The organism is Pseudomonas sp. FSL R10-0056 (assembly GCF_009600105.1).
In the GTDB taxonomy this organism is placed as follows: Bacteria; Pseudomonadota; Gammaproteobacteria; order Pseudomonadales; family Pseudomonadaceae; genus Aquipseudomonas; species Aquipseudomonas bubulae.
In genome coordinates, this window is the sequence record NZ_WIWL01000196.1 from 1 (window position 1) to 12,815 (window position 12,815).

14 protein-coding genes are annotated in these 12,815 nt (G+C 60.1%); 7 read left to right on the forward strand and 7 right to left on the reverse strand.

All coding sequences use genetic code 11. The features are described 5' to 3' along the window. The 5 genes from GHO42_RS17445 to GHO42_RS17465 form a co-directional block, all read left to right on the forward strand. The coding region (locus tag GHO42_RS17445; RefSeq protein ID WP_178114930.1) for a dihydrolipoamide acetyltransferase family protein at positions 1-807 on the forward strand (807 nt) is incomplete at its 5' end. Between the two features lie 2 nt (positions 808-809). Then, on the forward strand, positions 810-2,198 hold the full coding sequence (lpdA, locus tag GHO42_RS17450) for a dihydrolipoyl dehydrogenase (protein WP_095020773.1): 1,389 nt from the start codon (positions 810-812) through the stop codon (positions 2,196-2,198). Positions 2,199-2,381: 183 nt separating this feature from the next. After that, positions 2,382-3,767, forward strand: a complete 1,386-nt coding sequence (locus GHO42_RS17455; protein WP_153328380.1) for a nucleobase:cation symporter-2 family protein — start codon at positions 2,382-2,384, stop codon at positions 3,765-3,767. Positions 3,768-3,909: 142 nt separating this feature from the next. Further along, positions 3,910-4,173, forward strand: a complete 264-nt coding sequence (locus GHO42_RS17460) for a helix-turn-helix domain-containing protein (protein WP_153328377.1) — start codon at positions 3,910-3,912, stop codon at positions 4,171-4,173. Then, entirely contained in the window at positions 4,136-4,471 is a 336-nt protein-coding gene (locus tag GHO42_RS17465; RefSeq protein ID WP_095002000.1) for a DUF6388 family protein, read from the forward strand. The genes GHO42_RS17460 and GHO42_RS17465 overlap by 38 nt, the downstream gene beginning before the upstream one ends. A gap of 14 nt (positions 4,472-4,485) precedes the next feature. Here GHO42_RS17465 and GHO42_RS17470 read toward each other — a convergent pair whose 3' ends face one another. From GHO42_RS17470 to GHO42_RS17490, 5 genes are read right to left on the reverse strand one after another with little or no spacing between them, the layout of a single operon-like run. Then, on the reverse strand, positions 4,486-5,073 hold the full coding sequence (locus GHO42_RS17470; protein ID WP_095002001.1) for an ATP-binding cassette domain-containing protein: 588 nt from the start codon (positions 5,071-5,073) through the stop codon (positions 4,486-4,488). Beyond that, positions 5,066-5,857: an ATP-binding cassette domain-containing protein gene (locus GHO42_RS17475; RefSeq protein ID WP_095002002.1), complete on the reverse strand. Its 792-nt coding sequence runs from the start codon at positions 5,855-5,857 to the stop codon at positions 5,066-5,068. The genes GHO42_RS17470 and GHO42_RS17475 overlap by 8 nt, the downstream gene beginning before the upstream one ends. After that, a complete protein-coding gene (locus GHO42_RS17480) occupies positions 5,857-6,663 on the reverse strand; it encodes an ABC transporter permease (protein ID WP_153328373.1) in 807 nt (268 codons plus the stop codon). Before GHO42_RS17480 ends, GHO42_RS17475 begins: the two co-directional genes overlap by 1 nt. Continuing rightward, positions 6,660-7,631, reverse strand: coding sequence for an ABC transporter permease (locus GHO42_RS17485; protein WP_232527677.1), 972 nt, complete (start codon positions 7,629-7,631; stop codon positions 6,660-6,662). Before GHO42_RS17485 ends, GHO42_RS17480 begins: the two co-directional genes overlap by 4 nt. Beyond that, complete coding sequence (locus tag GHO42_RS17490; protein ID WP_150628895.1) at positions 7,628-9,208, reverse strand: ABC transporter substrate-binding protein; 1,581 nt, start codon at positions 9,206-9,208, stop codon at positions 7,628-7,630. Before GHO42_RS17490 ends, GHO42_RS17485 begins: the two co-directional genes overlap by 4 nt. Before the next feature lie 241 nt (positions 9,209-9,449). Between GHO42_RS17490 and GHO42_RS17495 the strand changes: the two genes are divergently transcribed. Then, positions 9,450-9,941 (forward strand): hypothetical protein, encoded by a 492-nt coding sequence (locus GHO42_RS17495; protein ID WP_095002005.1) that lies wholly within the window; start codon positions 9,450-9,452, stop codon positions 9,939-9,941. A 63-nt stretch (positions 9,942-10,004) separates the two neighbouring features. On the opposite strand, the gene GHO42_RS17500 is transcribed toward GHO42_RS17495, so the two are convergent. After that, complete coding sequence (locus tag GHO42_RS17500; protein WP_153328371.1) at positions 10,005-10,901, reverse strand: DMT family transporter; 897 nt, start codon at positions 10,899-10,901, stop codon at positions 10,005-10,007. Between the two features lie 130 nt (positions 10,902-11,031). On the opposite strand from GHO42_RS17500, the gene GHO42_RS17505 reads away from it, so the two are divergent. Then, a complete protein-coding gene (locus tag GHO42_RS17505; RefSeq protein WP_095002007.1) occupies positions 11,032-11,469 on the forward strand; it encodes an Lrp/AsnC family transcriptional regulator in 438 nt (145 codons plus the stop codon). A gap of 12 nt (positions 11,470-11,481) precedes the next feature. On the opposite strand, the gene GHO42_RS17510 is transcribed toward GHO42_RS17505, so the two are convergent. Further along, positions 11,482-12,813, reverse strand: coding sequence for a PLP-dependent aminotransferase family protein (locus GHO42_RS17510; protein ID WP_095019512.1), 1,332 nt, complete (start codon positions 12,811-12,813; stop codon positions 11,482-11,484). Positions 12,814-12,815: the final 2 nt, after the last annotated feature.

Sequence of the window (12,815 nt, forward strand, 5' to 3'; positions counted from 1 at the left end):
GTGGTTGGCAGCGGCCCGGCGGGCCGTGTCCTGCATGACGACCTGGATGCATACCTGGCCCGCGACACCGCAACCAGCGTGGCACCGGCCAGCGGTTACGCCCTGCGCAACGACGAGCAACAGATCCCGGTGATCGGCCTGCGCCGCAAGATCGCCCAACGCATGCAGGACGCCAAGCGCCGTGCCGCACACTTCAGCTATGTCGAGGAAGTGGACGTCACCGCCCTGGAAGAACTGCGTGCCCAGCTCAACCAAAAATGGGGGGACAGCCGCGGCAAACTGACCCTGTTGCCGTTTCTGCTGCGGGCCATGGTCGTGGCCTTGCGCGACTTCCCGCAGATCAACGTGCGCTACGACGACGAAGCGCAAATCATCACCCGCTTTGGCGCCGCCCATATCGGCGTCGCCGCGCAAAGCGACGGTGGTTTGATGGTGCCTGTGGTGCGCCATGCCGAGACCCTCAACCTGTGGGGCGCCGCCGATGAAATCGCCCGCCTGGCCAACGCCGTACGCACCGGCAAGGCTACCCGCGAGGAACTCACCGGCTCGACCATCACCCTGACCAGCCTGGGAGCCTTGGGCGGGATTGTCAGCACACCGGTGGTCAACCTGCCCGAAGTGGCGATCATTGGCGTCAACCGCATCGTCGAGCGCCCGGTGGTGGTCAAAGGCCAGATCGTGGTGCGCAAAATGATGAACCTCTCCAGCTCCTTCGACCATCGTGTGGTCGACGGCATGGACGCGGCGCAATTTATCCAGGCCATGCGTGGCTTGCTCGAACAACCTGCCACCCTGTTTGTGGAGTGAACATGCAGCCAACCCAACACACCACGCTGCTGATTATCGGCGGCGGCCCCGGCGGCTATGTGGCGGCGATCCGCGCCGGCCAGCTGGGCATTCCGACGGTCCTGATCGAAGGCCAGTCGCTGGGCGGTACCTGCCTGAACGTCGGCTGCATCCCGTCCAAGGCCCTGATCCACGTTGCCGAACAGTTCCATGCCACCCAGCGCTACAGCACCGGTACTTCACCGCTGGGGATCAAGACCCAGGCCCCGACCCTGGACATCGGCCAGAGCGTGCAATGGAAAAACACCATTGTTGATCGCCTGACCAGCGGCGTCGGCGCTCTGCTGAAAAAGAACAACGTCAAGGTCATTCACGGCTGGGCCAAAATCCTCGACGGCAAGGCGGTTGAAGTCGGCGGCCAGCGCATCGAATGCGAACATCTGTTGCTGGCCACCGGCTCGCAAACGGTCGACCTGCCGATCCTGCCCATTGGCGGGGCGATCATTTCGTCCACCGAAGCCCTGCAGCCCACCACCATTCCCCGACGCCTGACCGTGGTTGGCGCTGGCTATATCGGCCTGGAACTGGGGATCGCCTACCGCAAGCTGGGGGCCGAAGTCACGGTGGTTGAAGCCCGTGACCGTATCCTGCCAACTTACGACAAAGACCTGACCTTGCCCGTGGCAGAATCCCTCAAGGCACTGGGGATTACCCTGTATCTGGAGCACAGCGTCGAAGGTTTCCAGGCCAGCAGCAAAACCCTGTCGATGCGTGACCGCATGGGCCAGAGCCAGACCCTGGAAACCGATCAGGTGCTGGTGGCGGTGGGTCGTCGGCCGCGTACACAAGGCTTCAACCTTGAAGCGCTGGCGCTGACCATGAACGGCCCGGCGATTCGCGTCGACAACCGTTGCCACACCAGCATGCGCAATGTCTGGGCGATTGGTGACCTGACCGGCGAGCCGATGCTGGCCCACCGGGCCATGGCCCAGGGTGAGATGGTTGCCGAAATCATTGCCGGCAAACAGCGTGAGTTCAGCCCTGCGGCGATTGCCGCGGTGTGTTTTACCGATCCCGAAATCGTCGTGGTGGGCAAAACCCCGGTTGAGGCGCAAGAGGCCGGTCTGGACTGCATCAGCGCCAGCTTTCCGTTCTCTGCCAATGGCCGGGCCATGACCCTGGAAGCCAAAACCGGCTTTGTGCGGGTTGTGGCGCGACGTGACAACCACCTGATTGTCGGTTGGCAAGCCGTAGGCGCGGGTGTTTCGGAGTTGTCGACGGCCTTTGGCCAGTCATTGGAAATGGGCGCCTGCCTGGAAGACATCGCCGGCACCATCCACGCGCACCCGACCCTGGGCGAAGCCGTCCAGGAAGCCGCGTTGCGTGCGCTGGGGCATGCGTTGCACCTGTAATCCCCCCCTTACTGTGGGAGCGGGCTTGCTCGCGATGCAGGCGACGCGGTTTATCTGATAGACCGAGTGGCTGCTATCGCGAGCAAGCCCGCTCCCACAGCAAGTCAGGCCCTGCGCAATCCAACACTGGGCGTAATGGCTCAACACCAGTAGAATCGCGCTCTTTTTTCCAGGGCGCTCGCCATGACCTCTCTTAAAACCCCGCACGAAGCCGAGTCCCAAACCAGCGAGCTGGTCTTAGGTCTTGAAGACCGTCCCAAGCCGTGGATCGCCTTTCTGGCCGCCCTGCAGCACCTGCTGGCCATTATTGTGCCGATCGTCACCCCCGGCCTGCTGATCTGCCAGGCCCTGGGTGTGTCCAGCCGTGATACCAACCTGATTGTCTCCATGTCGCTGGTGATCTCCGGTATCGCTACCTTTGTTCAGTGCAAACGCTTTGGCCCCTTTGGCGCCGGGCTGCTGATCGTCCAGGGCACCAGTTTCAACTTTGTCGGCCCGCTGATTGCCGGCGGCGCACTGATGGTCAAGCAAGGCACGCCGGTTGAAGGCGTGATGGCGGCGATCTTTGGCGTGGTGATTGCCGGCTCGTTTGTCGAAATGGGTATCTCGCGCATCCTGCCTTTTGTAAAACGCATGATCACCCCGCTGGTCACCGGCATCGTGGTACTGATGATCGGCCTGACCCTGATCAAGGTCGGCCTGATCAGCATGGGCGGCGGCTTCACGGCCATGGGCAACGGTACCTTCGCCAACGGCGAAAACCTGATGCTCTCGGGTGTGGTGCTGGCCATTATCGTGATCCTTAACCGCATCCCGCTGGTGTGGATGCGCAGTTGCGCCATTGTTATCGCCCTGGCCGTGGGCTACGCCCTGGCAGGCTACCTGGGCCGCCTGGACTTCACCGGCATGCACCAGGCCGAGCTGTTCCAGGTGCCAATGCCCTTGCATTTCGGCCTGGGGTTTTCCTGGGCGCTGTTTATTCCCATGCTGGTGATCTACCTGGTCACGTCGCTGGAAGCCATCGGTGACGTCACGGCCACCAGCAAGGTGTCGCGCCAGCCGGTTGAAGGCCCGGTGTGGATGCAGCGCATCAAGGGCGGTGTGCTGGTCAACGGCGCCAACTCGTTTCTGGCGGGTATCTTCAACACCTTCCCGAGTTCGGTGTTTGCCCAGAACAACGGTGTCATCCAGCTCACCGGTATCGCCAGCCGCCATATCGGTGTGTGGATTGCCGGCATGCTGATCCTGCTGGGCCTGTTCCCCAGCGTTGCCGGTGCGATTCAGGCAGTGCCTGAGCCGGTACTGGGCGGTGCGGCCATGGTGATGTTCGGCGCCGTTGCCGCATCGGGCATCAATATTCTGGCCAGCATTACCCTGGACCGCCGCGCCCTGCTGATCATTGCCGTGTCCCTGGCGCTGGGCCTGGGCGTATCGCAAGTGCCTGAGTTCCTGGCGCATATGCCTGCAGCTCTGCGTAACGTACTGGAGTCAGGTGTGGCTACAGGCGGTATCTGTGCCCTGCTGTTGAACTGGTTCCTGCCAGAAACAGAGAAAAAACCGACGTTGTAAGCGACACGGCCAGGCAGGAGTGCCTTTTGCCCTCCTGCTTGTGCTTACAAAAACGGGTCGTTATTCACCGCCCATCTTTCCCAATTTCTTCATTTGGCCTACTATTTTTTCAAACCCTTAATGCCTGACATAGGCGATGTTTATGAACACATACGGTGAGCGACTCAAACATGAGCGTTTGCGCCTGAAACTGACACAGGCACAACTGGCGGATGCGGGGGGTGTGGGGCGCCATGCACAAAGCTACTATGAGCGCGATATCACCTTGCCCCGCGCCGACTATCTGGCGGCCATTACTCTGCTCGGTATTGATGTAGTGTTCATCATCACCGGCAAGCACACCCTGCCTGTTTACGAGGAAATCAGTTGTGACCGAACCCGGCACCCGACATCAAAAAGCACTTGATCGCTTTCTCAGTGACCACCCTGAACTGGTCGTGGCGCTTGAGACATTGAACCCATTGGCCGCCCGCGCTATCGGCCAATCGATAAAGGAATATCGCCAGGAACGCTTGAACGAAGCCTTTGAGGCCGAGGCTGAGCGTCTGGGATTTTTCGCCTGGGAGCTGACCCTGCAATTGACCAGCGCCAGCCCGCAAGAATTCGAGGCCCAGCGCCTTGAAGTGCATCGCGAAGTGGCGCAAATGGCCGGCATGGAATGGGTTGAATACTGCGAACTGCATGGCCCGCTCCGTAGCAGTTGACGAGCCGTGCGAGGCTAGGGCAGCCAGATACTCGAACATACCTTCTGCAACAACGCCTTGTTGTGACTGAACACAATCATCCCCAGCTCCCGACGCCTGGTCTCTTCGAGCAAGACTTGCCACACCTGCGCCTGTACATGCGCATCCAGTTGCGCCGTCACTTCATCGGCAATCAGGTAGCGGGTGCGCGGATCCAGCGCCCTGAGCAAAGCGATACGCGCCAGTTCTCCGCCAGACAATTCGTCCGGGCGACGGGCCAACCACCCGGGGTTCACCGCCAGGCGTGCCAGCCAGGCGGCATCTGGCGACCAGGCATCACGCAGGCTCTCGCCCGTTGTGCGATAAGGGTTGAAGGTCTGTTCAGGATGCTGCGGCACCAGCTGCACCGGGCAATAGCCCTTTTTCGCAAGCGCTTTGCCATCCACGGTGATGCTGCCCGAGGTTGCTGACTGCCATTGCGCCAGCACCCGGCCCAGGGTGGTTTTGCCATAACCGCTGGGCGCCGAGATGCCCTGACGCTCCCCCGGCCGCACCTGAAACGACACACAGTCCCAGAGCTGCCGGCCATCCTGGACAATGCTTAATTGCTGGACCTCAAGCATATTCCGGCACCCGCCGGGCAAAAAACTGTTGTTCCGGCAAGGCTGCCCACAACGACTGCAACCAGGGGCTGCCGCCGTTTTCGCGCAGTTCCAGGGCACTCAGGGTTTCGTGCAGCTCGCCCTGATGCAACACAGCGATCCTGTCGGCAAAGCGCGCCGCCAGGGCCAGATCATGGGTCACCCACAAAATCCCCCGACCTTGCAGGCAAAAGCCCTTGAGATGGGTCAACAGTTGGCAGGCATGTTCGTCATCCAGCCATGAGGTGATCTCGTCCGCGAGGATATAACGCGCAGGAGTCAAGGCCGCGCAACTGGCCAGAACGCGCTTGGCCATGCCCCCTGACAACATGCGCGGGAATTCGTCCACCAGTTCTGGCTTGAGGTTGTAGTGCGTGAGCTGCTCGGCCACATCGCCAAGCCCCAGCCTGACCCCGCTCAAGTGCGCAGCACGCTGCAATTGCGGCCCGACCTTGATCAGCGGGTTCAGGGCGTTGACACCCTGGGGTACATAGCACAGGGCTTTGCCCCGCTGATTGACCTTGCCGGCCTCCCCCAGCACCTGCCCGTCGAGCACTATTTCGCCGCGACAACGCATGTTTTCAGGGAGCAAGCCCAAGGCACTTTGCAGCAGCAGGCTTTTGCCTTCGCCGCTGGAGCCCACCAGCGCCGTCAATTCTCCGGGGCGTACTTCAAGGGAGATATTGCTCAGCAGCGGATGCCAGGTTTTATGGCCCAACCAATGATAGTGCGCAACGTCGATCGCAAACCGGTCGAATTTCAGCATCAGGTAATCCTTATCCAGAGCTGCTGCAATGCCCGTGCAAACTGGTCAAAAACCAGTACCAGGCCCACCAGAATCAAACCCGGAAAAAACGCCAGCCACCAGGCACCACTGCTCAAATACCTTAGCGCATCGGCCAGCAACAGGCCCAATGACGGATCATGGGGCGCCAGGCCGAAGCCCAGGAAACTCAACGCCGCCGAATGCAGAACTGCGTGGGGGAACATCAACAGGGTACCGACGATCCACTGCGGCATCAGCAACGGCAACAAGTGATGACGCCAGCGATAGAAGCTGCTGTTGCCCAGGCGATGGGAGAGCATCACAAAATCGGTCTCGCGGATACGCAGGATCTCGCCGCGCAGGATCAGGGCCAGGCGTGGCCAGTGGGTCAGCGCCACGGCCAGGATGACCCCCTGCTTGCCACCGCCCAAGGTGAAGCAAATCAATACCAGCAGCAACAAATGCGGCAGCGCCAGCATGCTGTCGATCAGCCCGCGAATCAGGTAATCCAGGGTTTTGTTCAGCGCACACAGACTGGCGGCCAGCATCGCCAGAAAACCGCTGCTGAACGCTGCGGTCAGGCCGATCTGCAGGCTGGTGGTCATCCCCTGAAAACACCGCAGCCACAGATCACGGCCCAGGCTGTCAGTGCCAAACCAGTACTCGGCAGACGGTGGCAGGCGCCGTGCCAGCAGATCCAAGGAGACATCAATGTTGATGATTGAGATACCGTAGGCGATCAACCCCAGCAGCATCAGCAACGAGAGGCAGAGCCTTAGCAAGGCGCGATTGGGGTTGTAGGTCATACCTGGCGCGCCGCCCCGCGGTTAAGGCGCAGTAACAGCGCGTTGGCAATGCTGTTGCCGGTGAATACCAGCACCGCACAGAACATCACGATCCCCATCAACAATGGAATATCGCCGCGTAATCCGGCATCGATCGTGGCCTGCCCCAGGCCTGGATAAGCGAACACTTTTTCAGCCAGCAACGAACCGCCGATCAACTCCCCCACCGAGGCAAATTGCAGGCACAAGGCCGGGGTGATGGCATGGCGCAGGATATGAAAGTTGATCAGCGGCCAGCCTTTGTCGCCCTGGGCATGGGCGAAACGAATAAATTCGCTGTTCATCACTTCAGCCACCCGCGAGCGGGTATGCAGGGCGATATTGCCCACGCCCAGTACACCCAGGGCCAGCATGGGCAGGATCAAGTGTCGCAACTTGTCGCCCCAGGTTGCGGTTTCGGCATTGCTGCCGGGGGTCCAGGCGCAGCAGATCGGCGCCCAGTTGAGCGTCACGGCAAACAGTGACAGCAACAGCAGGCCAATCCAGAACGTCGGCATGGATGCCAGCACATAGGACAGCGTCGAAATAAGGCGATCAGGCCAACGGTTCAAATAACGCCCGGCCGTCAGCCCCATGGCCAGGCCGACGATGCCGGAAAACAGCCAGGCCGAAAACAGCAGTGCAAAGGAGGTGGCAAACCGCTCTCCAATCACCTGCGAGACCGGCGCGTTATAGAGCATTGAATAACCGAAATCGCCTTGCAGCATTTGCCCGAACCAGCGCAAAAAGCGCTCCCATAACGGCAGATCGAGCCCCCAGCGCGCCGCAATCAATGGATATTGCTCGGGCGGTACGTGCAACAGATCGTTACCTATATAGGCCCGGATCGGGTCTACCGGAGAAAAACTGAGCAAGGCAAAGGTGCCCGCTGCCGTTACCAGCAGCAGGCCCAGCAAACGCAGCACAAACAGCGATAGGCCGCGGATCACCGGCAGGTCCACTTCCAGTGATCAACGCTGTTGAGCAGCGACCAGGAACCGTGGATTTCCGGGGCGCCCTTACCCAGATCGATGCACTCATCGGTGAGGTAAGTGTGCTGAACATTGAGCAACCAGGCCCAGGCGGCATCTCCTTTAACGCCGACGCCGGTTTTGCCGTCCCACTCCACTTGCTGCCAGAACGGCACCGCCTGCTGCCAGGTCGGCGCATCGAGGGCTTGCTGCAGATGCTGATCGACCACCGGGTTCTGGTAATAACCGGGGTTGTAGTATTCCACGCCTGCCGCCTTGCTGCTGTAGTGATGGTAAAGCTCCATCGGGTCGAGGCTGCCCCAGCCAAACAGGGTCGGGTTGGCGTGCATGTTGCGCTCAACGGTTTCCCAACTGCCGGACTTCAGGTCTACGTCGATGCCCACGGGCTTGAGCATTGAGCGCACGGCCTGGGCCAGATCCCGGCGAGTGGCATCGCCACTGGCGTACCACAGGGTGATTTTGGCCGGCAGGCCGTTTTTTTCACGGATGCCATGGGCGTTTTCAATCCAGCCTGCGTCTTCCAGTATCTGCCGGGCTTTGTCGGTATCGCCATCCTTGAACAGCGCATCCGGGTTATCCCACGGTAAACCCTGCACGCCGGTGTAGGCCGGGATCGCGTGGCCTTCGAGAATCTGATCGGCAAGCAGTTGGCGATTGATGGCGTAGTTGATGGCTTTGCGGATGGCCACATCAGCCGTCACATCATTGCCAATCGGGTAGCCCTGGGCATCTTTTTTACCGGACGCGAGGGTTGGCATCACGATGCCACGGTTTTCCACACTGGGGCGAACCCACAGTTTCATGCCCGCGGCAGGCGTCACGGCCAGCGCAGGGGCGATGCGCACAATACCCAGCTGCTTGCTTTGGGCGGCAGCGAAAGCGCTGTCTTCATCCAGGAACACAAACACCAGTTTGTTGAAATCGTTCTTCTGCCCTGCGTAGTACGGGTTGGCCTCAACGATCAACTGCTGACCCGGCTGGTAGCTGACCAACCGATAAGGCCCGGCGCCAATCGGCTTTTGCGCGTAGGTTTTGGCGTCGTATTGGTCTGCCGAGACAATCCCCAGCGAACCGAGCACATTGACGAACGTGCTTTGCGGCGCCTTGAGCTCAATACGCACCGTGAGCGGATCAACCGCCTCGGCCTTGAGGAAGTTGCCCATGTCAACCTTGCCACCACTGGCCGCCGCATTGTTGTAGGTGTAAGCCACGTCCTTGGCGGTCAGTGGCGAGCCGTCGGAGAACTTGAGGTCGGGCTTGAGCTTGAGGGTCCAGGTCTTGCCATCCGCGCTGGCCTGATAATCGCTGAGGAGAAAACCGCTCCAGGACAAATCATCGTTTTGCTTGAGCAAAGGGCTGTGCAACAGCAGATAACTGCCGTGGCTCCAGCCCAGCATTGGATCAAAGCCTTCGGTCGGCTCATCACCAATGGCCAGTTGCAGGGTGCGATCCTGCGCTGAGACAACAGGCGCTGCCAACACACTCAACAAGGCCGCAGCCACCAGGGTGTTACGCATCCATGCGGGTTTTGACATCTATCCTCCTGATATGAAATGGCCTCGCCCAAACGGGCCGTACGCAGGTTATCGCGCCCCACAGTAATAGCAGGCTGATTTTAAATAGCCAGTTATGCATCTGATTTTTTAGGGGTTTTCCAGGCGATACGTCTTACCTTGTAACAATTGCCACAGGTCAGGTTCCCCGGGCATGACTGTGCTATACCAATGGGTACGCTTATTCAGTCACGCCATACAGACACAGCTGACAGAGGTTCGCATGTTCAAAGGATTAGCCGGTCACCTCACAGAAAAAAACGTTCACTCGATCAACACCTTGCCGTCCAACAATATCGAATTGTTCGACTGCTATGCCGGTTTGATCCTGGGCCACCTGTACCGTAACTTCCCCTTGCCCATCACCCTGACTGCCGAGCGCTTTATCGACTACAAAGGCCTGGCGGACAGCAACCGCGAGGCGCTGGAAAAAGAAGAGAACCTGTTCCTGGCCACGGTCAAATGGCTGGCGGATATTGGCTACATCCACTTCGACGGCATGTCGGGCGTAGCCTTTTACGAAGTGGTTCTGACCAACAGCGGGCTGCTGATCCTGCGCGCTTACCCGGAAGGCACCGACACTGCGCCGACCCTGGGCGAAAAACTGGCGCAGTGCGTCAACAACGAAAACACCGCCGATATGAGAGCGCTGGTAACCCAGGCACTGAGTCTGGGCGTGCGCATGATCAGCCCGATGAGTCGGTCGGGGATTTAAGCCAGGCCCATCAATGCACTTGGCCATGAACGCTCACCGTGACCAAGTGCATTTAAACAGCCATTATCCTCCACTCACTACCCGCCGCCCTCCCACCCGCCACCCCAGCTGAATCCCGGCTGCCGCGATTAAAATCGCCGCCACGCCCACCCATTGCAGCGGTTCCAGGCGATGGCCAAAGGCATACCAGTCCACGAATATCGCGGCAATGGGGTAGATAAAGCTCAGTGCTCCGATCAATGCCGTGGGCAGTTTCTGGATTGCTCCGTAGAGCAGTACATACATCAAGCCGGTATGGACTACGCCAAGCGTCAATAAGGCGCCCCACGCCTGTGCGCCAGCAGGCAGCTCAGTGACGTTGGCCAGGGGTGCCAGCAGCAGTGCGCCGGTGCTGACCTGGATCAGCGCGATCAGGTGCGGGGGGACCCCGCGCAGGCGTTTGATGATCAGCACGGCCACGGCGTACATCAAGGCCGCACTCAGCGCCAGGGCAATCCCCAGCAAGTACTCACTGCCGCTCTCCCCTTGCCCGTGGTGGGCGCTGACGATCGCCAACATGCCCACAAACGACACCACCAGCCAGGCCAGTTTGTGCAGGGTTATTCTTTCACCCAGGAACAACGCTGCCAGACCGAGCAGGATAAATGGCTGAACGTTGTAGACCGCCGTACCAATGGCGATTGAGGCCCTGGAGTAGGACGCGAACAACAACACCCAGTTGGCAACGATGGCCACGCCGCTCAAAACAACCAGCGCAAAGGTAGTGCGGTTCAGCAGACCGCGGCGTAAAAAACCCATCCGCGCACAGATCAGCAGCAACGTCACCGCGCCAAACACACAGCGCCAGAACACCACATCCAGCACTGCTTGCCCGCTTAGCAGGACAAGCCAGCCAATGGTGCCGGAGATAAGCATGGCTGCGACCATTTCCAGCGAACCGCGTTGCGTGGTTTTGTCCATATTTGCCTCCCTCAAAGTAGGAAACAGTATGGCAATCGCGATTCATGCAGCGCCATAATCCAGAAAAGGCAATTCGTCATTTTTGCCTTTAGTGTTAAGGCATTCTGCCAATTTGGCCTAAGGAGCAAAGATGAGCGACGAGATAGATCAGCTGTTGATCAGCGCACTGATGCAAGACTCACGCAGCTCCCTGAAAACACTGGCCAGCCTCAGCGGCCTGTCGTCACCCAGCGTCGCCGAGCGCATTCGCAAGCTCGAAGAGCGCGAAGTGATCAAGGGTTACACCGTGGAAGTCGATCCCAAAGCCTTTGGCTATCAACTCCAGGCCATCATCCGCATTCGACCGCTACCGGGGCAGTTGCAGGAAGTGGAGCGCCAGATCCAGAACATCCCCCAGTTCACCGAGTGCGACAAGGTGACGGGCGATGACTGTTTTATTGCCCGTCTGCATGTGCGTTCAATCGAGCAATTGGACAGCCTGCTTGATGGCCTCAATGCCTACGCCGAAACCAATACGTCGATCATCAAAAAAAGCCCGGTCAAACGCCGGTTGCCGCCCATGGCCTGAGTGCGCCCCTCCCTAAGCATGGGCCTGAACCACCCACTTCACTTTCGCCAGGCCCTCACGCAGGGCCGTCATGCCCACCGAGCCCAGCGCCAGCCTTATCGCATGGGGCACATGGGCCGAAGTTGCAAAGGGCTGCGCGGTCGACACCGAGACCTGCTCACGCGCCAACGCCGCAACAACCTGGTCCGCCCGGGCGTCCTCTGACAGAGGCAACCAGACAAAGTAGGACGAAGGATGGCGGATCCTGTGCAACCCCGCCAACTGCTCATCAGCAATGAGCTGCCTTGCCTGTGCGTCTTTGCGCTTTTGCGACTCCAGCCGGGTCACGGTGCCATCGTCGAGCCAGGCACTGGTGATAGCGGTCATCACACCGGGAGCATTCCAGGCAGTCACTCGGATTATCCGCTCAAGGACACTGACCTTTTCTGCGGGCGCGACGATAAAGCCCACGCGTAAACCCGCTGCGACACTTTTGGAAAACCCAGACACGTAAACGGTTCTTTCCGGCGCCAAGTCAGCCAAAGACGTCGGCGGGTTATCGACCAGAAAAGCGTAGGCCGCATCTTCGATGATATGCAGATCATGTGCCCGGGCGATCGCGACCAAGTGTTGGCGCTGCTCCAGGCTCATCACCCACCCCAACGGATTGTGCAACGTCGGCATGCTGTAGACAGCACGCACAGAGCGACGGCGACACAGCCTGGCGAGGGCATCCAGATCCGGCCCGCTTTCCGTGCTCGGGATGGGCAGCAATTCAAGGTGCAGGGCCAGCGCCAGTGCCTTGAAACCCGGGTAGGTCAAGGCGTCCACCGCGATCACGTCACCAGGCTGGAGCAGTGCCATCAGCACCACGCTCAACCCGTGTTGTGCGCCGTTGACGATCAACACCTGTTCGGCGGGCACATTCAACCCGCTCCTGGCCAGGTGCCTCGCGACCGAGGCGCGCTCATGCAGGCGCCCGCCATGGGGCTGGTAGCGCAACAACGATTCCAGATCGCCAGACAACGCCAACTGCCGCAGCGCAGTACGCAACAGTTCGGCCTGGCCCGGCAAGGAGGGATAGTTGTAATTGAGATCCAGCATCCCCGCGATCACGTCGGGCTGGTCTATACCGTGGCCTGGTGGTAGCGAGGTTTCCCGGACAAAAGTGCCACGCCCGGTTTCGCCACTGACCAGCCCCATGGCCTCTAGCTCGGCATACACGCGACTGGCCGTGACCAGCGCCAGCCCTTCGCTGGCTGCGAGCTGGCGATGGGTAGGCAAACGCGTGCCCGGCGGCAAACGGCCTGAGCGGATATCGTCGGCAAACGCGTCTACCAGCAGCTTGTAGCGGGAACGGGACATCG